Source organism: Ruminococcus gauvreauii (assembly GCF_025151995.1).
Classification (GTDB): Bacteria; Bacillota; Clostridia; order Lachnospirales; family Lachnospiraceae; genus Ruminococcus_G; species Ruminococcus_G gauvreauii.
On the sequence record NZ_CP102290.1, the window covers coordinates 1,934,224 to 1,956,835 of the forward strand.

The window sequence follows — 22,612 nt, forward strand, 5'->3', positions numbered from 1 at the left end:
TTATTATGACTATAACTTATTTTTTCATGCCGGCTCTCTCCCGTGCATACTTCTTTGAACTGTATTCGAAGATTTCTGTGGTTACAGCCGTATACACCATAGGCGTCAGTGCCTTAAATGCCAGAATCAGTCCCCCGCCTTCTCCGAGATCATCAATTACCCGGCGCACATAGGAGCGCACTTCCTCTTCGGTGATTTCCGGATCCTGAAGAACATAGGGATCCAAAGTACATTGTATTGCCAGCTGATTTCCGTATTTTTTCTTGACGGCCTTCAGATCATTCATGCCCTGCGCTTCCCAGAAATTAAAACCCAGTTCTACCATATAGGGAACCAGGGTCTCTGTCTTTCCGCAGCTGTGACAGTCCCAGTACAGTCCCAGTTCATGAACCTTGTCGGCGATCCGCTTCATGGGCGGAAGCAGCAGCTTCTCAAAAACAGACGGCGCCATAAAGGTGCTGATTTGAGTTCCCCAGTCGTCAGAGTTGATCAGCAGGTCAAAAGGAGCCCATTCTCTGAAAAGTTTTTCTATAAGAGCAATTTTATAATCGGCCACCGCCTCGAAAAACTCGGCTGCATCCTCCGGTTCTTCCAGAAGCCAGCTTAAGGACTCCTCAGCAGGACACAGGGAGAGCAGCCGTTCGAACAGCCCATCCTGCATCACATAACCGGTAATTTTACTGGGATCAATTTTGGCCCTGGCCTCCTGTGCTCCAACAGTGAAATCCATCTGATCAAGATCTGGAAATATCAGTTTCTCCCTCCACTGGGAAGGCTTCTCCAGTATGAAAGTATCAGGTGTCACCATCTGTCCGCCCACCTGATCCACATATGTCCAACTGACCCCAAACCAGTCAGTTCCATCCGTGCCGAAGGCCGGGCGATCCAGATCATGCGGACAGAAGGTCATGCCGTTATCAATGTCCTTCATGGGAACCCAATAGGGAAGCTTATGCTCCATGCATAGTTTATAGTTTTCCTTCTGGGAAATGGGATACGGAAACTTTTGCAGCGCACATGGCTGCGGTACCATCCTGGATTCAATGATAAAATTCTTTTTGCTACTGATCATAGTTATTCCTCGCTTTCTGTCATAATAGATAAAATGACAGGCATTACGCTTGCGGCATAAACCCGAGGTATGTATGATTTTATTTAAGCACGGCGAATTTAAAATGTCAAACCGCCGTCTGCCGGTAAGCTTTTGTTTTGCGCAAAAAATGGACCTTATTTCATGTACGGTCTGCACATAAAAAACAATTACATTATAATAGGTATATTTCTTCCATTTTTCGTATTCAGAATGTACACTCTGCACATATTCCGAAAAAAACAAGTCACATTGTGAATATTTCATAATTTTAAGCGCTATTATATAATGTTTTTAGGTAAAATGACTTGCGGCGTTGCCTGGGTACGATTATTTCACAAAAGTATTTAAAGGGGGAAAATACTATGACAAATGATACAGTTTCAACAAAAAGAAAATTAAATCCATATGTTTACATTTTAATCATGGTTCTGTTCTTTATGTGTTATGGCAACTGCCAGTATAAGATCAGCCCGGTACTTACCTACCTGATGGAGGGAATGGGGATAGGCACGGATAAAGGCGGACTGCTCACCTCATCTGTCAACCTGCTGGGTATCTTCATTACGATCCCGCTGGGAGTTGTAATGAATAAACTCGGACCCAGAAAAATGGGACTTTTCGGTATCACGCTGGTTCTCGGCGGATCCGTGCTGGGTACTTTTTTCACTACAAATTTTTATATGATGCTGATGTCACAGCTGATCGTAGGTGCAGGCGGGGCGGGCATTTCTATCGCATGTCCTTACGTTATCGCATGTCTGTTTGTTCCGGAAATGCGCGGGAAGGCGAACGGGGCCTACATTATGGCGGGCACGCTTTCACAACTTCTGATGTACAATCTGGTTCCGCGTATCGCGAGCCCGGACAATGTCTCTCCGGCATGGTGGTTTACTAACATCTGGTGTGTGATCATGCTGATCGTATGGGTGCTTACCATCACGGACGATGTTGCACCGCCTGCAAGAACTGACGGTAAGGACAGTCCGTCGCTTGGACAGACATTGAAAGCTCTGGTGGACCCCAGGATTCTCCGTATTTTTATCGGCGGTATGTTTATGATGGCATCTGCTGTAGCGGTTCTCACCATGACACCCGCATATCTGATTCAGACAAAAGGAATGGATGCAGCCGCAGCGGGCTCTCTGGTTTCAGTCTGTGCGCTGGTAGGTGCCGTCTGCTCTCTGTTGGGCGGCTGGTTATCCGATGCACTGCACACCCGCAAATGGCTCTTTGTGATATGCTTCGCATGGATGGCTGTTTCAAGAGTTCTGATCGCGGTTCTTCCTGCCGGCATGGCGCTTAATATCTGTATCTGGCTGCAGGGCGTCCCGTCCATCACAATGGGGTTGTTCTACACTGCAGGAAGTGATGTGATCGAAAAAGAAAATTATGCGATGTGCTGTTCTGCACTGAACACCGGCACCAAGATCGGTTCCTTTTTCGGCGCCACCATATTCGGCATTATCGCCGCGACTACGCTGGGATATTCGGGAGCCTACATGACGTTTGCAGTAGTATCCATTATTCCAATGATCTGTATGCTCACATTAAAAGGTCTGAAATAGATTCAGTAGGAGAAAACTCATGGAAGAATTAACCGCAAAAAGAAAAAACGGACTTGTCCTTGCAGTGTTGATTCTGATTGTTATGTTTTTCGTCCCGGCGCCTGCGGGTCTGACACCCGCCGGTACCCGGACGCTGGGCTGTACCCTGGCGCTTCTCATCTGCCTGAGTACAGGTGCGCTTCCCCTGGGACTGACCTCATTGATCTTTATGATGCTGTACTTTGTCCTGGGTGCCGCTCCTTCCCTGACGTCAGCCATCAGCGGCATGGCTGCACCACCGGTTATGTTTATTCTGGCATCGTTTGGCATGTCGGCGGCAGTTTCAAATTCGCCGATTTCCAGAAGAATCCTGTATTTCATGATGAGGATTTTTGGAAAATCCATTAGGACCACACTGCTGGGACTGATGTTTGCCACCGCCATTGTATCGGCATTTATCTCAAACGTACCGGTTACCGCAATGTTTGTAACAATCGGACTGTCATTCCTGCAGCTGTACACCAATGAAACAGAGCGAAATCAGACGGGACGAACCTATATGATAGCGATCCCGGTGGCTGCCATGATAGGAGGCATCATGACGCCGGTAGGGTCCTCGCCCAACCTGGTGGCGATTACCACACTGAAGTCCATGACCGGTTACAGCATCTCCTTTGCGGAGTGGGCTTCCTATGGCGTGCCCATCGGGCTGATTCTGATCCCCACCGCCTGGATGATTATCACAAAGGTGTTTCCTCCCGTGGAGATGGAACAGAAACTGTTTGAAAATTTTAAAGAATCCACCAGGGTAACAAAGAAGGCCGGCCGTCAGGAGGTAAAAGTTATACTGATCATGGGTACCATGATCGTTCTGTGGATTCTTTCATCATGGATCAGCACAATCAATCTCTATGCCGTAGCCGTTCTGGGAGTAGCAGTCATGTTTCTCCCGGGGATCAGGATTCTGGACTGGGAGGACTTTAAAAAAAGTACAAACTGGGATGTGGTATTCGTGACCGCATCGGTGATCTCCCTCGGAAATATCATCAGTGAAAACGGACTCAGCACCTGGTTTGTCGATACGATATTCCCGTCCGACCTGGCGCTCCCGACTTTTGTTATGGTGTTTATCACTGCAGTTTTTGTGATTGTGATGCTGCTTATTATCCCGATCTCCGGGGCGTTGATACAGGTTCTGGCGGGTCCGCTGATCGTGGTGGCAACGAACTGCGGTATCCACCCGGTTATCTTAATTGTAACGCTGTGTTTCTGTGCCACGAATTGTTATCTGCTTCCGATTGACACGGTTCCGCTTCTTGCTTACAGCAGCGGATATTTTCAGATGACGGATATGCCGAAGGCTACGGCGCCGATCCTGCTCATCCTGGCGCTGCTGTGCGCACTGTGGTGTCCTGTGCTGTATGGTCTTCTAATTTAACCAGACTGTCATCAGCTCATATCTATTATTCTGCCGGCGGGTATTACCTGCCGGCAATTTTTCTTTATACTTTCTTAATACCACTTCGAAATCTCCTAACACCATTTTAAAACTCTCAGGCGTATACTTCGACACATAAAGGAGGGATACGATATGCAAATCATCGTAGCAGCAATAGGAATTATTGCAGTGGCACTTTTAATTTATTACGTAGTGATTCTAATGAGAGGTGACAATCAATGACAGGTACGGTAATACAATATATTTTATATCTTGTCATTCTGGTTGTGCTTGCCATACCGCTTGGCGGATACATAGGCAAGGTTATGAATGGCGAAAAAACTTTCTTATCAAAAATTTTGAATCCCTTTGAACGGGGCATTTACAGACTCATGAGGGTGAAGTCAGATGAACAGATGAGCTGGAAAAAGTATGCAGTCTGCGCACTTTTATTTTCCGGTGTCGGGCTGGCATTTCTGTTTCTGCTGCAGATGCTGCAGGGATTCCTGCCAGGAAATCCGCAGGGGCTTAAAGGGGTTTCCTGGGATTTATCTTTTAATACCGCCGTCAGTTTTGTGACAAATACAAACTGGCAGGCATACAGCGGTGAGAGTACATTGAGCTACCTGACACAGGCGCTGGGCCTGACGGTACAGAACTTTGTATCTGCGGCAACCGGTATTGCCGTACTGTTTGCCATGATACGGGGATTTACGAAGGTTAAGGAAAAGGGACTTGGAAGTTTCTGGGTGGATCTTACCAGAACCGTTGTTCATATCCTGATCCCGCTTAATCTTGTCATCGCTGTCTGCCTGGTCGGCGGAGGCGTTGTTCAGAATTTAAAACCGGCGGAGACTGTTCAGCTGGTCGAGCCCATCGCAGTGGATGCAGAGGGTGAGATCATAGAGGGTGCGGTCATTGACGGAGAGAAAGGAACGGTCACGCTGGACGGTGCACTCGTGCCGGATGCTGACATTATAACAGAACAGATCGTACCGCTTGGACCTGCAGCAAGTCAGGTTGCCATCAAACAGACCGGCACAAACGGGGGCGGATTTTACGGTGTAAACTCTGCACATCCGCTGGAAAATCCAAATGCGTTTACAAACTTGCTTGAGATGATATCACTGCTTCTGATACCGGCTGCACTGTGCTTTACGTTTGGCAGAAATGTAAAGAACAAAAAACAGGGAATCGCCATTTTTGCATCGATGTTTATCTGCCTGGTTTTGGCTCTTGGCATCGTGGCTGTAAATGAACAGATGGCAACACCGCAGCTCACACAGGACGGAGCGGTGCTGACGGATGTGACGGACGGTCAGGCGGGAGGAAATATGGAAGGCAAGGAGACGCGGTTTGGCATTGCAACCTCATCCACCTGGGCGACATTCACGACGGCGGCTTCCAATGGGTCTGTGAACTCCATGCACGACAGTTATACGCCGATCGGAGGGATGATACCGATGCTGCTGATGCAGCTGGGCGAAGTAATCTTCGGAGGAACGGGATGCGGACTGTACGGTATGCTGGCATTTGCCATCCTGACGGTGTTTATCGCGGGACTGATGGTCGGCCGTACACCGGAATTTCTGGGCAAAAAGATTGAACCTTATGAAATGAAATGGGCGGTTTTAGTCTGCCTGGCAACGCCGATCGCTATCCTGGCAGGAAGTGGTGTGGCAGCCGCGATACCCGAAGTGACGGAAAGTCTGAATAACCCGGGGGCGCATGGATTTTCTGAACTGCTTTATGCTTATTCTTCGGCAGGTGGAAACAATGGTTCTGCATTTGCGGGATTCGGAGCCAATACCATATTTTTAAACGTAACACTTGGTCTTGTCATGCTGTTTGCAAGATTTATTCCGCTGGTTGGCACACTGGCGATTGCCGGAAGTCTGGCAGGGAAAAAGAAAATTGCCGTGACGGCGGGGACGCTGTCGACGACGAATGCAATGTTTGTGTTCCTGTTGATCTTCATTGTACTTCTGGTAGGTGCGCTCAGCTTCTTCCCCGCACTGGCGCTGGGACCAGTCGCTGAGTTCGTCAGCAGTGTAGTTTAGGAGGGAATGAAAGATGACTGAAAAAGCAAAGACGGCCCTTGCAGATAAAAAGATGACAGTGAGGGCGATAAAGGATGCATTTATCAAATTGAAACCAAAAACACAGGCACAAAATCCTGTCATGCTGCTGGTATATATATCAGCAGCACTTACAACCGTTCTGTGGATCATATCCCTGTTCGGCATACAGGACGCTTCGTCCGGATTCACACTGGCAATTGCCATTATTCTCTGGATTACCGTACTGTTTGCCAATTTTGCGGAGGCAATCGCCGAGGGAAGGGGGAAAGCTCAGGCAGACTCCCTGCGTGCGGCAAAACGTGATGTGACAGCGTATAAGATACTTAGCCTGAGAGAAAAGGATCGTATCACGGAGGTTCCGTCGGTCTCTCTGAAAAAGGGAGATGTTGTAATCGTAAAGGCAGGACAGCAGATTCCTGCAGATGGTGAGGTCATCGAGGGTGCAGCTTCTGTTGATGAGAGTGCAATTACCGGTGAGTCTGCCCCGGTCATCCGTGAAAGCGGGGGTGACCGGAGTGCAGTGACAGGAGGAACAACGGTCCTGTCTGATTGGATCGTGGTGGAAGTGACAAGCGAGGCAGGAGAGAGCTTTCTGGATAAAATGATTGCCATGGTTGAGGGGGCTTCGAGAAAGAAAACGCCGAATGAGATTGCTCTTCAGATCTTTCTGGTGGCATTGTCCATTATTTTCATTCTGGTTACACTTTCTCTGTATACGTATTCCATGTTCTCTGCTGACCAGGCGGGGATATCCAATCCGACATCAGTCACCACACTGGTGGCACTGCTGGTATGCCTTGCACCTACTACGATCGGTGCACTCCTGTCAGCGATCGGAATCGCGGGTATGAGCCGGCTGAATCAGGCCAATGTGCTGGCAATGAGCGGACGTGCGATTGAGGCAGCAGGTGATGTTGATATTCTGATGCTGGATAAAACGGGAACCATCACTCTGGGAAACCGGCAGGCACATGAGTTTATCCCGGTGGACGGCTGTTCTGACAGGGAACTGGCTGATGCTGCACAGATCGCTTCCCTGGCGGATGAGACGCCGGAGGGGAGAAGCGTCGTGATTCTGGCGAAAGAGCAGTTTGGTATCCGTGGGCGCAGCCTGCACGATAAGGGCATGGTTTTTGTTCCGTTCACTGCCAGGACCAGGATGAGCGGTGTGGATTTTGACGGAAACGAGATCCGTAAAGGTGCGGCAGATGCCGTCAAAGCTTATGTTGAAGCTGCTGGAGGAACCTACAGCACTCAGTGCGATGAAGTTGTTAAGAAAATTTCCAATCAGGGAGGTACTCCGCTGGTGGTTGCCAAAAACCACAGGATTATGGGTGTCATCCATCTGAAAGATATTATCAAACAGGGTGTCTCCGAGAAATTTGCGGACCTCAGGAAGATGGGGATCAAGACAATCATGATCACCGGTGATAATCCGCTGACGGCAGCTGCAATTGCAGCGGAAGCAGGGGTGGATGATTTTCTGGCGGAAGCTACGCCAGAGGGGAAGCTGGAAATGATCCGGGATCTTCAGAAAAAAGGTCACCTGGTTGCGATGACGGGAGATGGAACGAATGATGCTCCTGCGTTGGCTCAGGCGGATGTGGCCGTGGCGATGAATTCAGGAACGCAGGCAGCAAAAGAGGCCGGAAACATGGTCGACCTGGATTCATCACCAACGAAGCTAATAGATATTGTCAGGATAGGCAAACAGCTGCTGATGACGAGGGGAAGTCTGACAACATTCTCTATCGCCAACGATGTGGCTAAATACTTTGCAATCATACCGGCACTGTTTATCGGATTATATCCGGGGCTGTCAGCGCTCAACATTATGGGACTGAACTCTCCGCAGAGTGCAATTTTATCGGCGATTATCTATAACGCACTGATCATTGTGGCTTTGATTCCGCTGGCATTAAAAGGAGTCAAATACCGTGAGGTGCCGGCGGGCCGGCTGCTTGGAAGAAATCTGCTGGTATACGGTGTCGGGGGGTTAATCGCACCTTTCATCTTTATCAAGCTGATCGATATGATTCTTGTTATGTTTGGACTGGTATAAGAAGGAGAGAGGATTTATGAAGACGTTAAAATCAAGTCTGCCGCGTGCCGCTGTCTGTGTGCTGATATTTACAGTACTCTGCGGGGTGGTTTACACAGGAATTGTGACCGGAATCGCGCAGATATTTTTCCACGATAATGCAAATGGCAGTATCATCGAAGTTGACGGAAAAAAATACGGAAGTGAACTGCTGGGGCAACAGTATACGGATGACAGCCATATGTGGGGACGTATCATGAGCGTTGATGTATCCACATTTACGGATGAGGATGGAAATCATCTGATGTATTCGGCACCTTCCAACTTAAGTCCGGCGGGAGACGAATTCAGACAGCTTGTGGCAGAGAGAGTAGAAAAACTCCATGAGGCAAACCCTGAGAGGGCAGATGAGCCGGTACCGGTTGATCTGGTGACGAATTCGGGGAGTGGATTGGATCCGCATATCTCACCGGATGCGGCGGAGTATCAGGTGCCCAGAATCGCAGATAATAATGATATGAGCGAGGATGAAGTCAGGGCAATCATCAAAAAATGCACAAAGGGTAAGGTTCTCGGCGTATTTGGAGAGAAGACAGTCAACGTGCTGAAAGTGAATCTGATGCTGGACGGAATTCTGAAATAAGATAATCCAGGAGGAACCTTATGCATAAAAAATATACGGCATGGACACAGAGCCGGAAGATGCCCGGGATTAGCCCGGGCATTGTTCCGGAAACGGAACTTTTTAATATGATCTACGCGGTCAGTTCGGAAATGGGTACGAATCCCCAGGTCTTTTTGTCGGGAAATCATACACTCTGGTTATATTATGAATTTACCTGCTACAGTTCAGAGTCTTTTTTTGAAGAGTATGGTGCTTCCATGGCGTTTGTGTCGGAAAAGTATCCGGTTTCAGTCTACGGTACTGTGAACGGGTCAGAGAGCGGAGAGCTTATTGCCAGGATGTCGCAGTATGGAACAAAGATGGAATGGATAAAAAAAGATATATCTTCCAGAAATTTTGATGAAATGCTGAATATTTGTGTTAAAATTAAAACACCTGCAGAAGATATGCAAAAGGAATTATATCAGATTTTATGTGACATGGATTATCGGAATGAGCTGCTGGCGGTGCGGCGCACGTATATTCTGGAGCGCGTATTTGCGGATTATCCGCAGTATAGTCCGGACACGTATTACCGATACATCCCTATGGCGGGGGATTGGAAAAGAACCTCGTGTACAGCGTCGCTGACTGTTCTGCAGAAGAAGGAACTGTGGATGCTGTTTCTGCAGGAACGCTATAGCCCAATCGAGTTTGATGAGGTATGGAAGCAGATGGAGGATGAACAGAGACTGACGATGTTCTCCTGGGAAATGGCGCTGCGGCTTGCCTTGGATCAGCTTGGAATCCGCATTTTATACGATGAAGAAAACGGATTTTCCGTGATGGACGGAGAAAATAAAAGAATGTATTATAACTATGACAGCGACAGTACTGCTGAGCGTCTGTTTTTAAAACTGCTGTTCCCCAGTCCTTACATCGGGAAAGGAGGTTCGAATGAATGATATAAGAGCAAACCCCGACCTGCTGCTTAAAAAAATCGAAGAGGAAACGCAGGACAGGCACCGGGGACACTTACGCATTTTCTTTGGCTATGCTGCCGGTGTGGGTAAAACGTATGCGATGCTGAAGGCCGCCCATGCAGAAAAACGCCGCGGCGTGGACGTCGTTGCAGGGTATGTAGAACCGCATACGAGGCCTCAGACCATGCAGCTTCTGAAGGGACTGGAGTGTCTGCCTAACAGGGAGATTGAACATAAGGGTATCAGGCTGAAGGAATTTGACCTGGACGCCGCAATAGAGAGAAAACCACAGCTGATCCTGGTGGATGAGCTGGCACACACGAACGCGGAAGGCTGCCGGCATCTGAAGCGGTATCAGGATGTGGAAGAGCTGCTGAATAACGGAATTGATGTGTACACCACTGTCAATGTCCAGCATATCGAGAGCCTGAATGATATTGTAGCCTCCATAACCGGTGTGCTGGTCAGGGAGAGAATTCCGGATCACGTGTTCGACAGGGCAGACCAGGTGTCTCTGGTTGATATCGAACCGGAAGAACTGATCGAACGCCTGAATGAGGGTAAAATTTATAAAGAGAACCAGGCGCGAAGAGCGCTGGGGAACTTTTTTACGACGGAGAATCTGGTGGCGCTCAGGGAAATAGCGCTTCGAAGAACAGCTGACCGCATTAACCGGATATCGGATAAAATCAAGCAGTCACAGAGCAGCGATTACTATACGGATGAGCACATTATGGTGTGTCTGTCCTCGTCGCCTACGAATGCCAGGCTGATACGAACAGCAGCCAGAATGGCAAATGCCTTTAAAGGAAATTTTACGGCGCTGTTTGTGGAAACCCCCGATTTTTCCAGAATGGAGGATGAGAATAAAGAACGGCTGAGGAAAAACATGAAGCTGGCGCAGCAGCTGGGAGCTCATATCGAGACGACATATGGAGATAATATTGCTTTGCAGATTTCAGAATTTGCAAGGCTTTCCGGCGTTTCCAAGGTAGTTGTGGGAAGGTCAAGCGCCAGACGAAGAAGTGTTTTCGGACGCCAGTCTCTGACAGAACAGCTGATCGCATATTCCCCTAATCTCGATGTATATGTTATACCGGATAAGAATACACCCGCCTACAAAGCCGCGCGCAGACTCAGGGGAGACATGCGGGACAATCTGTTGGCGGATGTGTTAAAGACACTGGGTATGCTGGCCGGAGCTACCGTCATCGGCACTGTGTTTTATGAGTGCGGATTCAGTGAAGCGAACATTATCACCATTTATATTCTATGCGTACTGGTCACTTCGGTTATCACGTCCCGGAGAATTTTCAGTCTGATACTTTCTGCCGTCTGTGTGTTTGTGTTTAATTTTTTCTTTACCGTGCCGCGTTTTACGTTTCAGGCGTACGACAGCGGATATCCGGTCACATTTGTGGTGATGTTTATCGCCGCATTTATCACAAGTTCCCTTGCGGTCAAGATCAAAAGTCAGGCGTTTCATGCTGCACAGTCGGCTTACAGGACCAGGATTCTGCTTGATACGAATCAGATGCTGGCTCAGGCAGAACAGGTATCGGATATTATATCCGTGACAGCACAGCAGCTGGTAAAACTTTTGAAGCGAAATCTTGTGTTTTACCGTGCTGAGGATGGAACACTGTCTAAACCTCAGGTCTTTATAGCCGACGGTGAACAGACGGAGAAAGGTATTTACACGACAGACAATGAACAGGCGGTGGCGGCATGGGTATTCAAAAACAATAAACATGCAGGCGCCGGCACAAATACGCTGGGAAGTGCAGTCTGTATGTATCTGGCAGTACGCATCACCGATAAGGTATACGGCGTCGTAGGGATCGCCGTACACAACCGGCCGCTGGATTCTTTTGAGAACAGTGTCATATTGTCAATTTTGGGGGAGTGTGCACTTGCGCTTGAGAGAAATATGGCTATAAAAGAACGTCAGGAAGCTGCAGCGCTTGCCAGAAATGAGCAGCTGAGGGCCAATCTGCTCCGTTCCATTTCACATGACCTGCGGACTCCGCTGACTGCCATTTCCGGTAACGCCGGAATTCTGCTGGCAAGTGAGGAACATCTGGATATGGGACAGCGCAGACAGCTCTATTCCGATATCTATGATGATTCTCTGTGGCTGATTAATCTGGTGGAAAATTTGCTTTCGGTTACCAGGATTGAGGACGGGACCATGCATCTGAATCTGACGACGGAATTACTCGACGAGGTGGTGACAGAGGCGATGCATCATATCAATCGGCGCAGTGTGGAACATAAGGTTAATGTGACACAGGCAGAAGACTTCATTATGGTAAAAATAGATGCACGGCTAGTTATGCAGGTAATCATGAATATCGTGGACAATGCGGTAAAATATACGCCTGCCGGTTCCAGGATTGATGTAAGAACGCGCAGAGAGGGAAGCTGGGCGGTGGTAGAAATATCGGATAACGGAGATGGAATATCGGATGAGTCAAAGCAGAGAATATTTGATATGTTTTATACGGCAAATGTAAAGGTAGCCGACAGCAGACGGAGTATGGGGCTCGGACTTGCGCTCTGCAAGTCTATCATAAATGCCCACGGAGGAGAGATTTCTGTACACGATAACAATCCGAAGGGTGCGCTGTTTCGGTTTACACTGCCGACAGAGGAGGTAACGTTACATGAATAAACCAATGGTTCTTGTAGTAGAAGATGATGCGGCGGTTCGGAATCTGATAACAACCACGCTCGGGACACAGGACTATAAATATCATACGGCGGCAACAGGCGAGGCCGCGATCCTGGAGGCGGTTTCTTATAAGCCGGATGTGGTACTGCTGGATCTGGGGCTTCCCGACATGGACGGAGTGGAGATTATAAAAAAGATCAGAAGCTGGTCAAATATGCCGATTATTGTAATCAGCGCAAGGAGTGAGGATATGGACAAAATCCATGCGCTGGACGCCGGAGCAGATGATTATCTGACAAAACCTTTTTCCGTAGAAGAACTGCTGGCGAGGCTGAGAGTGACTTTTCGAAGACTTCATTATGTGCAGGGACAGACGGCAGAGGAAGCTTCCGTATTTCACAATGGAAATCTGACGGTAGATTACGCTTCCGGATGTGCATATATGGATGAACGGGAACTGCATCTGACCCCTATTGAATACAGGCTTTTATGTCTGCTGTGTAAAAACGTGGGAAAAGTACTGACGCATGCTTACATTACACGGGAAATATGGGGAAGTGCATGGGAAAATGATGTCGCGTCTCTCCGCGTCCATATGGCAACGCTGCGCAAAAAAATAGAAAAAGACCCGGCAGTTCCTCAGTATATTCAGACTCACGTCGGGGTGGGATACCGGATGCTGCGAGTTTAGAGTGACAGCGCGATGAAATCGGATTTACACAGTTTACAGGTAATCTTCGTACGGGACTGATTGACAAACCAGGTACTGCGTGGCATAATGTTAAAATAATAACAAGATACCAGGGTCAAAAAGTTTTTTGACAGTAAAAACAAGGAGGTAACAGGTTATGGCACAGATTATTGCAAGTCCAAGCAGATACATCCAGGGTAAGGGTGAGATCCGCAACTTATGCTCTTACGCTCAGAATTATGGAAAGAAGCTCTGTATTCTTGTCAGCGCGTCGGGGAAAAAGCGTGTGGAAACAGCGATTACAGAAGGTCAGAAGGATACGGGTGTTACTGTTATATTTAAAATTTTTAATGGCGAATGCTGTATGTCGGAGATTAATCGTATCATAGAAGCTGTAAAAGCTGCTGGATGCGACATGATCTCAGGTGTCGGCGGCGGTAAGATTCATGACACTGCGAAGGCGGTGGGATATTATGCGGGAATACCGGTTGTCATTGTTCCAACCATCGCATCCACAGATGCACCGTGCAGTGCACTCTCTGTTATCTATTCGGAAGAAGGTATTTTTGAAAAATACCTGTTTCTTCCATCCAGCCCGAATATCGTTCTCGTTGATACTGACATCGTGAGTAAGGCGCCTGCAAGACTGTTGATCTCCGGCATGGGTGACGCGCTTGCCACATACTTCGAGGCGAGAGCCTGCAGACAGTCCGATGCTCTCAACTGTGTCGGAGGAAAGAGTACACTTGCAGCGATGGCGCTCGCCGAGCTTTGTTATGATACGCTGATGGAGAATGGAGTCAGCGCGGCAATCGCGGCGGAACAGAAAGTGTGTACGAAAGCAGTTGAGAATGTGATCGAAGCCAATACGTATCTGTCCGGCATCGGGTTTGAGAGCGGCGGACTGGCGGGAGCGCATGCAATTCATAATGGACTGACGGCGATCAAAGAGACACATGAGATGTACCACGGAGAAAAGGTGGCGTTCGGCACCCTGGTTCAGCTTGTTCTTGAGAACGCAGACATGGAAGAGATCGAAGAAGTACTGGAATTCTGCCAGGCTGTAGGACTTCCGACGACGCTTGCCGAGCTTGGGATCATGGAAGTGAAACCGGAGGAAATCATGGAGGTTGCCAGGCTTGCCGCAGCAGAGGGCGATACTCTGGGCAATATGCCGTTTGATGTGACTCCGGAAGATGTCTATGCTGCGATCATGGCGGCGGATGCGCTTGGAAGGTGTTTTACTGAGGAATAAGTGATAGGTTTTGCCATGTTTTTTTGCCTGGGAGAAATGCTGTCAGGTGTTCTGTTTACAGGATACCCGGCGGCATTTCTTTTGTTGTGCGCGCGGCAGCGCACGCATCTAATGGTTTAAGTCTCGAATCAGAGGCTTTGTGAAAATAAAATCAGTTATTGTATATTTGAAGCGCGGATGATATGATAAAAATGTCTTAAAACGACGGCATAGGTTGTCGTTTCTGATCATGACCGTTCGGTCAAAGTGATTCCTGTAATTAGAATTTAATACAGAGCGTTTTGGGACGCTTTTGCATAATTACAATTTGCGTATGCGTAAATTTATTGTGCTTTACATGTGTCATCGGACGTTCTATAATGAAAGGAGAAGATGCACATGAAACAAAAGAAAACATTAGCAGATTTGACTCTGTTGGATCGTTTTCTGTTTGCGGAAGTGATGGAGGATCCGGAAGTGCTGCAGATGGTATTAGAGATTATTCTGGGCCGGGAAATCCTGCTGAAATTTTTGCCGCAGACAGAACGAGAGATCCGCCGCTCACCTATCTATCGCCAGATAAAGCTGGATGTATGGGCGCAGGATATGCAGGATGCTATCTATGATACGGAGGTTCAAAAAACTAACACCAAGAATCTGCCGAGACGCAGCAGACATTACCAGAGTTTGATTGACAGCAAACTTCTGCAGCCAGGCGAGGTTGATTTTAACACGCTGAATGACATTTACATTATCATCATATCGCCGTTTGATTTATTTGGATTGAAACGCTATCGCTATACGTTTCGTATGAAATGTGATGAAGAGAATGAACTCAGGCTGGAGGATGGTGCAGTTCGAATTTTTTTGAATACCCGCGGGGAAAACTATGAGGAAGTGAATCCTGAACTGACGGAATTGCTTCGATATATGGAGCATACAACAGAGATATCGGGAAGAGACTGTAAGAGCGGACGGATAAAAAAACTGCAGGAACGGGTACAGAGCATCAAATCCGATGAGGAAGTGGGTGTGAAATATATGCAGGCATGGGAAGAACGTGAAATTGAAAGAAGAGAGGCCAGAGCGGAGGGACTGGCAGAAGGAATCCGTGCGTTGATCAAGGTTTGCAGGGAGTTTGGAGTTTCCCAAGAAGATACATCAGGCAGGCTGATGGAAGAATTTTCATTGACGGAAGAAGAAACGGGTAATTATCTGAGAAAATACTGGAATAAAGAGTAGATAAAGTATGCGAAGCGCTCAATCATCATTGGGCGCTTCGATATTGTTATTTTGATTTTATCCAGGTCCCTGTTTTAATGATATCATCCCAGTTTGGAGCCTGATCACTGAGCCATATAGTATCCAGGCTGCCGTTAGATGCATGTGTATGATAATAATAGCTTTGGTCAGCAGGATTATAAATGACTGATGCTTTGGCGGCCCCATAATCGTTGTTTGAGTTAGAAAACTCTCCGGCAGTCATGACGGTAATATTATTCCCGTCACTGTCTTTGAAAACCATTGGAATCCAGATTTGATTCTGCAAAACGTTTTTTGTATCCAGATTTTGAATTTCCTGTGGGAGAGTGCTCATATTGACAGAAGGATAGTCCCCCTTATTCTTAGCCTTCATGTACAGCTGCAGGTACTGTGAGTCATATTTTGTTTTCAGATTACCATTGCTGTAATACAAATCCGGATATTTTTCCTGCGGATAAAGCGTCTTGATCGTATCAGCGGTCACCTTACCCCCTACCAGATTCAGAAGCGTATTCAGGGAATCCAGATAATCCTGTGCCGTACTGCCGGTCAGTATGCCGTCTTCGCGGTCCATAATCCGGTACTGCGGGTCGGTTGATACGTCATAAAGGACGACGGTTCCGTCTTTTGCAACATACTCCAGCTGTATAATGGCATCGGTGGCAGCGTCGCATTTAATGTAATTAATACTGCCGCTCACACCGGCGGCCTCAGTAATTGCTTTCCGCTCCGCTGACCGGTTTAAGGCAGTTTCCAAACTGTCGCTGCCAAGGCGGGAGTAAAGCTCAGTGGAATGGATATTTGCCATTGTTACGACGGTACTGCACTCTGAAATATAGGAAGCTTCCTTTGCTTTGTTGACATAACGTAGTATGGACGGTACCATAACGGCTGCAAGAACCAGAATGATAACGATGACCACAATTAGTTCAACCAGAGTAAACCCCTTATTGCCTCTGTTTAATTTCTTTTTCATAAGTCTCACCAAAAACTTTCCCTTTAGTCTTAAAGATGTCCAATATCGCTGAGCAGCTGATCCACATCGGTTTCCGATGTAGCCCAGCTGGTACAGAACCGTACGGCGGACCGCTTTTCATCAACCCGTTCCCAGAAACAGAAAGAATAGCGCCTGGAAAGCTGGTCAATCTGTATCTGATTAAGAATTGGATACTGCTGGTTGGTATATGAATCATATAAGAGAGGAATCCCTTTGTGCTGGAATGCCTGCCTGATACGCATAGCCTGGGTAACCGCATGTCTGGCTATCCGGCAGTAAAGACCGTCTTCGAACAGAGTCTCAAACTGAATGCCGAGCAGCCGGCCTTTTGCGAGCATTCCGCCGTTTTGTTTGATCAGATATCGAAAATCTGTCTTCAGGTCCGGATCTGTGATGACAACAGCCTCTCCGAACATTGCGCCGACCTTTGTACCGCCGATATAAAAGATGTCTGCGAGTGTGGCAAAGTCCGGAAGCGTCAGGTCACAGGAGTCGGACATAAGTCCATAACCCATTCTGGCGCCGTCGATATACAGAGGAATACGGCAGCGGCGGCACACACTGTTTATGGCAAGCAGTTCATTTTTTGAGTAGATAGTGCCGTTTTCCGTGGGCCATGACAGATAGACCATACCCGGCTGAACCATGTGCTCAAAATTTTCATCGTGGAAGTGCCCCAGTATCAGATCCTCGATCTGCTGTGCGGTAATCTTACCGTCCTCGCCCGGCAGAGAGAGAACCTTATGCCCGGATGCCTCGATGGCGCCGCTTTCATGGACATTGATATGTCCGGTAGAAGCACAGATGACACCCTGATGAGGACGCAGGATAGATGAGATCACGGTTGCGTTTGTCTGTGTACCGCCCACCAGAAAGTGTATGTCGGCGTCGGGTGAAAGACAGGCATCTCGGATATGTTTTCGGGCTGTTTCACAGTGGATGTCGACACCGTAGCCCGGAGTCTGTTCCATGTTTGTATCACATAACTTTTGTAAGATTAACGGATGTGCCCCTTCGGCATAATCGCATTCAAATCGTATCATGAAAAGCTCCTCCATCTATCCGGCGCGTATCGGTTATGAAATTCCATACGTGCTTTTTTTGTATATTCTTCTATAAATTCAGTTTTTGCCTTTGTGTAGGCATCCCGGTCATTTTTATATTCCCTGGCGAGTTTTTGCTTTAACGCGGCATAATCACGCGAGATTTCATCATGAAGGATCAGATAATCCCTGAAATAAAGTTCGTCCCAGTCTCCGAAACAGCGTATGTGAAGGTGGTACACCTGATTGGCAAAACCGTTTGGAGTATACCCTTTATTAAATACAAGTTTCAGCTCAGGCATATAGCTCTCAGACATGCAGATCCATCCGCTCGATTCCAGTGTGGATTTGAGCTCCACTATATTGCAGTCATCGGTAACTTCCATCAGTATATCAACAATTGGTTTGGCGATCAGCCCCTCCACAGAAGTGCTGCCGATATGATGGATCCGAATGACCTGATCCTTTCCGATCAGATGTAGCAGGCGGCTTTTTTCCGCGCGGTACCATTTTTTATACTGTGTATTATGTTCCCGCAGAATGATCGGGAACAACGTCCAGAGTTCCTGCATCGGCATATCCAACAGCATGGCCGCCACGGGATTCTTCCGGGGTACTGTTATGCAATAGGCGGTATAGCTGTAATCCAGATGGTACCCCAGTCTTTCTGCCAGAGATACCGATCTGAGGTCATGTGCATCCCATCCGGGATACAGGCCCCGCTGCCGGCATTCCAGAATTAATTTTGCACAGCAGGCGAGCGCTAGCCCCTTTTTGCGGTGTTCCGGTTTAGTGTCCACTTCTATTTCTATGCTGCTGTCACTGACCGCGTAGGAGGATGCACCCGATACCAGGTCATTTTTATATAATACCGCGGCGCCAATACCATGTTCCCGGTAGTTTTCATAGGTGGGGAACAGTGCGCACAGATCACAGGACCAGTCTTCCTGTCTGGACAACTGATAAATATGTTCATCAATCATATGCAGTGAATAGCCGTCGGGAAGCCGGTCAATAAACTCGTTTAACAGGAAGTCATTGAAGACGCCGGGTTCTCTTTTAATCGCATATCGGGTAAATCTTTCTGCACGCCTGCCCCACACCTCTTCGATCAGAGAATCCCAGGTCTCATTTTCCGGGATCATAAGGAGTTGGGCTGCGTCATAATCCGGCGGAATATTGCGGACCAGGTTTTCATTTGGTTTTCCTGCAAAAAAACTGAAAGCCCCGATGATGATCTGAGCGGAAACGGGGATGTCGGTATTATCTGCGTATGCACAGCCCATTCTGTTTTCGAGGCAGGAATGAACCATAGGCTGATGAAAGTTTTTAAACAGGGGCGCAATCCGTACTTTTTGATCTTTGCGCAAACGCTGCATCGCATAATCCTCCGTTTCCGGCTGTCCTGCTTACGTATCGGTAACAGCCATTTTTTCTATTATATAACAAACAATGCAGAACAGGCAATGAAAATACATCTGTTACAGGAAATCACCGCAATTGACAAAGAGAATTTCCGCCGATATAATGTAACAGTCGACATGGATGTCGTTACTGATCGGGGGATTTATCTTATGAACAAAAGAACATTGAAAGTGGCATTTCCGTATACACTACCCGTGCTGATGGGGTATATTTTCCTGGGAATCGCATTTGGGGTGCTGCTTGGCAGCAAGGGATACCATGCGGGCTGGGCGCTCCTCATGAGTCTTTTTATCTATGCGGGGTCCATGCAGTTTGTGGCAATTGACCTGTTGACAGGAATGTTCAATCCGCTATCCGCCATGCTTGTGACGCTTATGGTCAATGCGCGCCATATCTTTTACGGATTGTCTATGCTGGATAAATTTAAAATCTGCGGTAAGCTCAAACCGTATATGATCTTTTCACTGACTGATGAGACGTATTCTCTGCTCTGTGCGGCTGAGACTCCAAAGGGTATTGACCGCAAATGGTTTATGTTCTGCATTGCAGTATTGAATCAGCTGTACTGGGTAACGGGTTCTGTGATTGGAAATGTGGCGGGCAGTCTCATAAAATTTAATTCCACAGGGATCGATTTTGCCATGACCGCATTATTTATCGTCATTTTTATTGAGCAGTGGGAGAGCACAGAGAACCATATACCGGCACTTCTGGGTCTTTTCGTGACGTTGTTGTGTCTGATCGTGTTTGGACAGGACTGGTTCATCATTGCATCTATGGTTGGGATATTCCTGAGTCTCGCGGGTCTGCACGGGAGAATGAGAAAAAGGGGGAAGACAGTATGACATCGACACAGGCGCTGATTACGATTCTTGTGATTGCGGCGGTAACCGTACTGACAAGAGTGCTGCCGTTTGCATTGTTTCCGGGAAATAAGAAGACACCGGAGTTTATTCTTTACCTGGGAGAAGTGCTTCCGTTTGCGATTATCGGTATGCTGGTTGTGTACTGTTTCAAATCGGTGTCATTTTTTCAGGCGCCGTTTGGCATTCCGGAAGTAATTGCAGGGGTGTTCGTGATCATGATACATAAATGGAAACATAATCTTTTGCTGAGCATTGGCGGCGGGACGATTTTATATATGCTGCTTGTGCAGCTGGTATTCTAAAGAATGCCGCTCGGAACAGTAGGAGGTATGAGACATTCTGTCGTGAGATATACTATAATAAGTACACACAGCGATCAGGTCTGCAGATGAAAGAGCGTTTTTCTTTTGTTGTCACGGCGGTTCTCATATTTTTACTGGTACCGGTTATTATTACGCTTCTGCTTTCGGGCAGGCAGTCAATCACAATAGAAAAAGCCCCGGATGCAGAAAACTATCTGGCGGGGATTGTTTACCGGCAGGTGAGTGCGGATTATCCGCTGGAAGCTGTCAAGGCACAGGTCGTGCTTGCCAGAAGTACCTTTGTCCGTCAGGTAAAGGAAGGATCCATGACGAAAAAACAGCTGGAGCAGATTGCCCAGAACCTCAAAACCGATATGGAGAACAGAAATTTTGATAAACAGTACGAACGAATCCAGCGGGCGGTTATCAATACCAGAGGGGAGGTACTTGCTCACGATGGAGAGGTCTGCTTCGGTGTCTTTCACCGCCTCAGCACCGGAAGGACCAGGAATGCAAAGGGTGTGCTGCAGGATGATTCCTATCAATATCTGACAGGAGTTGAGAGCGTGAAGGATCAGGAAGCGGATGATTACCTGACCGGACATTATTTTACACCTGCTTTTCTGGAGAAGGAATTCCGGGATTTTGGAATTACATATTCCGCTTCCTCCGGAGATGTCATTGAGGTGACAGAGCGTGATGAGGCCGATTATGTCATCAGTGTAACTATTGGGAGCCAGACGTGTACGGGAGAAGAGCTGCGTCAGATACTGCGTCTGCCGTCCGCCAGTTTTGTGGTTGAGCAGATGGACGGAAAAGTACGTTTTTTGTGCAGAGGAGCCGGTCACGGGCTTGGGATGAGTCAGTATGGAGCCGGATGCATGGCACGGGAAGGGAGTACATATCGTGAAATTCTGGAACATTATTTTCCGCAAACGGAAATTCTTGTAACGAAAAAGTGAATAGAAACGTCATATTCGGGAAATCTATAAGAGAAATACTTAAACTGTTAGAGGTGAAGAATATGATGAGAAAAGAAAGAAATTTAAGGCTGGCTGTCAGCGGAATCCTGCTGCTGGCTGTCGTTGCTGCTGGTATCGGCATGTACCGGGCGGACCAGAAAGGAAACACAAAACAGGATACGCAGATTAGGAACGAGGAACTGGCAGAGGAGACGCCTCTATCAGATGAAGAAACTGCGGAAGATGAGGAAACAGAAAGTACAGATGTTAACACTTCCAATGCGGAGGCACAGATGGAAGGCACAGAAGATGAGGGAACTGCTGAAAATGCAGAAACAGCGGAAGATGCCAGCGCTCAGGATGAGACAGCTGCAGATGAGACGGCTGCACAGGACGTGCAGGAAGTTCTGCCATCTCTCGATTTTAATGACAATACCGTTATGGAATGGCCGGTATCCGGCGATGTCCTGATCGATTACAGCATGGACGGAGCGGTATATTTTCCGACACTGGAGGTATACAAGTATAATCCGGCAGTGATCCTGAGTGCTCAGGCTGATCAGCAGGTGCTTGCAGCTGCCAACAGCAAGGTGTTGTCCGTCGAGGAGGATTCCGAGACAGGTATGACTGTGACCATGGATATGGGAAATGGTTATCAGGCAGTTTACGGACAGCTGAAGGATGTAACGGTTGCTCCTGAGCAGACGATCACGGCGGGTACTGTGATCGGTACAGTTGCCCAGCCGACAAAGTATTATTCGTCAGAAGGAACAAATCTGTATTTTGCACTGACAAAAGACGGTACGGCGGTTGATCCGTTCATGTATCTCCCGACAGAAGAAGAATAATCTTTTCACAAAACGAGGGGAATATCGTATAATAAAGTATAGATGAAAGGGCAGTGTAAAATTCGCAATCGAATTTTTTACAGAAATATCTTTTTACACCATGAGTGATATACCCTTTGTCGATTGCTTTAGTATAAACGGTTTTGCAGACATTTGTTTGCAAAACTGTACATAGCCCGGGGAAGAATAACCATGAATTATACGTATATTGTAAAGTGTAAGGACGGCAGTCTTTACACCGGATGGACAAACAATCTAAAGAAACGCATCAGTGCACATAATGCCGGACAGGGAGCACGCTATACAAAAAGCCGCAGACCCGTGGAACTTGTACACTGTGAGGTGTTTGAGACGAAAGAAGAAGCGATGCGCAGGGAATATGCGATCAAACAGATGACTCGTGCACAGAAGATCAAGCTGTGTCGTGAGAGTATGCATTTAAAAGTTTGAATAAAATTCCCCCGGTCAGCGGGGGATTTTTTACAGGGGGGGGTTGTCCCCCCTTTTTGATTGCGGTTAAAGT

The 22,612-nt window shown here is 47.6% G+C and carries 19 protein-coding genes; 15 read left to right on the top strand and 4 right to left on the bottom strand.

The window, feature by feature from the left end:
- Positions 1 to 16: 16 nt before the first annotated feature.
- A complete protein-coding gene (locus NQ502_RS09300) occupies positions 17 to 1,072 on the bottom strand; it encodes a uroporphyrinogen decarboxylase family protein (protein WP_169579908.1) in 1,056 nt (351 codons plus the stop codon).
- Positions 1,073 to 1,455: 383 nt separating this feature from the next.
- Here NQ502_RS09300 and NQ502_RS09305 point away from each other — a divergent pair, with 383 nt between their 5' ends.
- The 10 genes from NQ502_RS09305 to NQ502_RS09350 all read left to right on the top strand — a co-directional run bounded on the left by NQ502_RS09305 (position 1,456) and on the right by NQ502_RS09350 (position 15,625).
- Positions 1,456 to 2,658, top strand: a complete 1,203-nt coding sequence (locus tag NQ502_RS09305) for an MFS transporter (protein WP_028527681.1) — start codon at positions 1,456 to 1,458, stop codon at positions 2,656 to 2,658.
- Positions 2,659 to 2,677: 19 nt separating this feature from the next.
- On the top strand, positions 2,678 to 4,075 hold the full coding sequence (locus tag NQ502_RS09310; RefSeq protein WP_028527682.1) for an SLC13 family permease: 1,398 nt from the start codon (positions 2,678 to 2,680) through the stop codon (positions 4,073 to 4,075).
- Between the two features lie 239 nt (positions 4,076 to 4,314).
- A complete protein-coding gene (gene kdpA / locus NQ502_RS09315) occupies positions 4,315 to 6,135 on the top strand; it encodes a potassium-transporting ATPase subunit KdpA (protein WP_028527683.1) in 1,821 nt (606 codons plus the stop codon).
- Positions 6,136 to 6,148: 13 nt separating this feature from the next.
- Positions 6,149 to 8,218 (top strand): potassium-transporting ATPase subunit KdpB, encoded by a 2,070-nt coding sequence (kdpB, locus tag NQ502_RS09320; RefSeq protein ID WP_028527684.1) that lies wholly within the window; start codon positions 6,149 to 6,151, stop codon positions 8,216 to 8,218.
- A gap of 16 nt (positions 8,219 to 8,234) precedes the next feature.
- Positions 8,235 to 8,840, top strand: coding sequence for a potassium-transporting ATPase subunit KdpC (gene kdpC, locus NQ502_RS09325; protein ID WP_028527685.1), 606 nt, complete (start codon positions 8,235 to 8,237; stop codon positions 8,838 to 8,840).
- A 20-nt stretch (positions 8,841 to 8,860) separates the two neighbouring features.
- On the top strand, positions 8,861 to 9,766 hold the full coding sequence (locus tag NQ502_RS09330) for a hypothetical protein (RefSeq protein ID WP_028527686.1): 906 nt from the start codon (positions 8,861 to 8,863) through the stop codon (positions 9,764 to 9,766).
- Entirely contained in the window at positions 9,759 to 12,458 is a 2,700-nt protein-coding gene (locus NQ502_RS09335; RefSeq protein WP_028527687.1) for a sensor histidine kinase, read from the top strand. Before NQ502_RS09330 ends, NQ502_RS09335 begins: the two co-directional genes overlap by 8 nt.
- The gene (locus tag NQ502_RS09340; RefSeq protein ID WP_028527688.1) at positions 12,451 to 13,149 is read left to right on the top strand and encodes a response regulator; all 699 of its coding nucleotides are present in this window, start codon (positions 12,451 to 12,453) and stop codon (positions 13,147 to 13,149) included. The genes NQ502_RS09335 and NQ502_RS09340 overlap by 8 nt, the downstream gene beginning before the upstream one ends.
- Positions 13,150 to 13,306: 157 nt before the next feature.
- Positions 13,307 to 14,404: a glycerol dehydrogenase gene (locus NQ502_RS09345; RefSeq protein WP_028527689.1), complete on the top strand. Its 1,098-nt coding sequence runs from the start codon at positions 13,307 to 13,309 to the stop codon at positions 14,402 to 14,404.
- Between the two features lie 378 nt (positions 14,405 to 14,782).
- Positions 14,783 to 15,625 (top strand): Rpn family recombination-promoting nuclease/putative transposase, encoded by an 843-nt coding sequence (locus NQ502_RS09350; RefSeq protein ID WP_028527690.1) that lies wholly within the window; start codon positions 14,783 to 14,785, stop codon positions 15,623 to 15,625.
- Positions 15,626 to 15,671: 46 nt separating this feature from the next.
- Here the strand turns inward: NQ502_RS09350 and NQ502_RS09355 are convergent, their stop codons facing one another.
- Genes NQ502_RS09355 through NQ502_RS19390 form a run of 3 tightly spaced genes read right to left on the bottom strand, consistent with a single transcriptional unit; the run spans position 15,672 to position 19,065 of the window.
- On the bottom strand, positions 15,672 to 16,622 hold the full coding sequence (locus NQ502_RS09355) for a prepilin-type N-terminal cleavage/methylation domain-containing protein (protein WP_044983007.1): 951 nt from the start codon (positions 16,620 to 16,622) through the stop codon (positions 15,672 to 15,674).
- 29 nt (positions 16,623 to 16,651) lie between these two features.
- On the bottom strand, positions 16,652 to 17,686 hold the full coding sequence (locus NQ502_RS09360) for a threonine aldolase family protein (RefSeq protein WP_028527691.1): 1,035 nt from the start codon (positions 17,684 to 17,686) through the stop codon (positions 16,652 to 16,654).
- The gene (locus NQ502_RS19390) at positions 17,683 to 19,065 is read right to left on the bottom strand and encodes a GNAT family N-acetyltransferase (RefSeq protein ID WP_327240965.1); all 1,383 of its coding nucleotides are present in this window, start codon (positions 19,063 to 19,065) and stop codon (positions 17,683 to 17,685) included. The genes NQ502_RS09360 and NQ502_RS19390 overlap by 4 nt, the downstream gene beginning before the upstream one ends.
- Positions 19,066 to 19,260: 195 nt before the next feature.
- Here NQ502_RS19390 and NQ502_RS09375 point away from each other — a divergent pair, with 195 nt between their 5' ends.
- From NQ502_RS09375 to NQ502_RS09395, 5 genes are all read left to right on the top strand, one after another.
- Entirely contained in the window at positions 19,261 to 19,956 is a 696-nt protein-coding gene (locus NQ502_RS09375) for an AzlC family ABC transporter permease (RefSeq protein ID WP_044983030.1), read from the top strand.
- Positions 19,953 to 20,279: a branched-chain amino acid transporter permease gene (locus NQ502_RS09380; protein WP_028527692.1), complete on the top strand. Its 327-nt coding sequence runs from the start codon at positions 19,953 to 19,955 to the stop codon at positions 20,277 to 20,279. Before NQ502_RS09375 ends, NQ502_RS09380 begins: the two co-directional genes overlap by 4 nt.
- 86 nt (positions 20,280 to 20,365) lie before the next feature.
- Complete coding sequence (locus tag NQ502_RS09385) at positions 20,366 to 21,241, top strand: SpoIID/LytB domain-containing protein (RefSeq protein WP_028527693.1); 876 nt, start codon at positions 20,366 to 20,368, stop codon at positions 21,239 to 21,241.
- A 62-nt stretch (positions 21,242 to 21,303) separates the two neighbouring features.
- Entirely contained in the window at positions 21,304 to 22,089 is a 786-nt protein-coding gene (locus tag NQ502_RS09390; RefSeq protein ID WP_028527694.1) for a M23 family metallopeptidase, read from the top strand.
- Positions 22,090 to 22,281: 192 nt separating this feature from the next.
- Positions 22,282 to 22,539, top strand: coding sequence for a GIY-YIG nuclease family protein (locus tag NQ502_RS09395; protein WP_028527695.1), 258 nt, complete (start codon positions 22,282 to 22,284; stop codon positions 22,537 to 22,539).
- Positions 22,540 to 22,612: the final 73 nt, after the last annotated feature.

What these genes read in the sequence shown, in the direction of transcription:
- NQ502_RS09305 (WP_028527681.1), top strand. Translation starts at nt 1,456, where the DNA reads ATGACAAATGATACAGTTTCAACAAAAAGAAAATTAAATCCATATGTT.
- NQ502_RS09330 (WP_028527686.1), top strand. Translation starts at nt 8,861, where the DNA reads ATGCATAAAAAATATACGGCATGGACACAGAGCCGGAAGATGCCCGGG.
- NQ502_RS09360 (WP_028527691.1), bottom strand. Translation starts at nt 17,686, where the DNA reads ATGATACGATTTGAATGCGATTATGCCGAAGGGGCACATCCGTTAATC.
- NQ502_RS09390 (WP_028527694.1), top strand. Translation starts at nt 21,304, where the DNA reads ATGATGAGAAAAGAAAGAAATTTAAGGCTGGCTGTCAGCGGAATCCTG.
- NQ502_RS09395 (WP_028527695.1), top strand. Translation starts at nt 22,282, where the DNA reads ATGAATTATACGTATATTGTAAAGTGTAAGGACGGCAGTCTTTACACC.
- NQ502_RS09355 (WP_044983007.1), bottom strand. Translation starts at nt 16,622, where the DNA reads ATGAAAAAGAAATTAAACAGAGGCAATAAGGGGTTTACTCTGGTTGAA.
- NQ502_RS09340 (WP_028527688.1), top strand. Translation starts at nt 12,451, where the DNA reads ATGAATAAACCAATGGTTCTTGTAGTAGAAGATGATGCGGCGGTTCGG.
- NQ502_RS09385 (WP_028527693.1), top strand. Translation starts at nt 20,366, where the DNA reads ATGAAAGAGCGTTTTTCTTTTGTTGTCACGGCGGTTCTCATATTTTTA.
- NQ502_RS09375 (WP_044983030.1), top strand. Translation starts at nt 19,261, where the DNA reads ATGAACAAAAGAACATTGAAAGTGGCATTTCCGTATACACTACCCGTG.
- kdpA (WP_028527683.1), top strand. Translation starts at nt 4,315, where the DNA reads ATGACAGGTACGGTAATACAATATATTTTATATCTTGTCATTCTGGTT.
- NQ502_RS09335 (WP_028527687.1), top strand. Translation starts at nt 9,759, where the DNA reads ATGAATGATATAAGAGCAAACCCCGACCTGCTGCTTAAAAAAATCGAA.
- kdpC (WP_028527685.1), top strand. Translation starts at nt 8,235, where the DNA reads ATGAAGACGTTAAAATCAAGTCTGCCGCGTGCCGCTGTCTGTGTGCTG.
- NQ502_RS09345 (WP_028527689.1), top strand. Translation starts at nt 13,307, where the DNA reads ATGGCACAGATTATTGCAAGTCCAAGCAGATACATCCAGGGTAAGGGT.
- NQ502_RS09350 (WP_028527690.1), top strand. Translation starts at nt 14,783, where the DNA reads ATGAAACAAAAGAAAACATTAGCAGATTTGACTCTGTTGGATCGTTTT.
- NQ502_RS09380 (WP_028527692.1), top strand. Translation starts at nt 19,953, where the DNA reads ATGACATCGACACAGGCGCTGATTACGATTCTTGTGATTGCGGCGGTA.
- NQ502_RS19390 (WP_327240965.1), bottom strand. Translation starts at nt 19,065, where the DNA reads ATGCAGCGTTTGCGCAAAGATCAAAAAGTACGGATTGCGCCCCTGTTT.
- NQ502_RS09300 (WP_169579908.1), bottom strand. Translation starts at nt 1,072, where the DNA reads ATGATCAGTAGCAAAAAGAATTTTATCATTGAATCCAGGATGGTACCG.
- kdpB (WP_028527684.1), top strand. Translation starts at nt 6,149, where the DNA reads ATGACTGAAAAAGCAAAGACGGCCCTTGCAGATAAAAAGATGACAGTG.
- NQ502_RS09310 (WP_028527682.1), top strand. Translation starts at nt 2,678, where the DNA reads ATGGAAGAATTAACCGCAAAAAGAAAAAACGGACTTGTCCTTGCAGTG.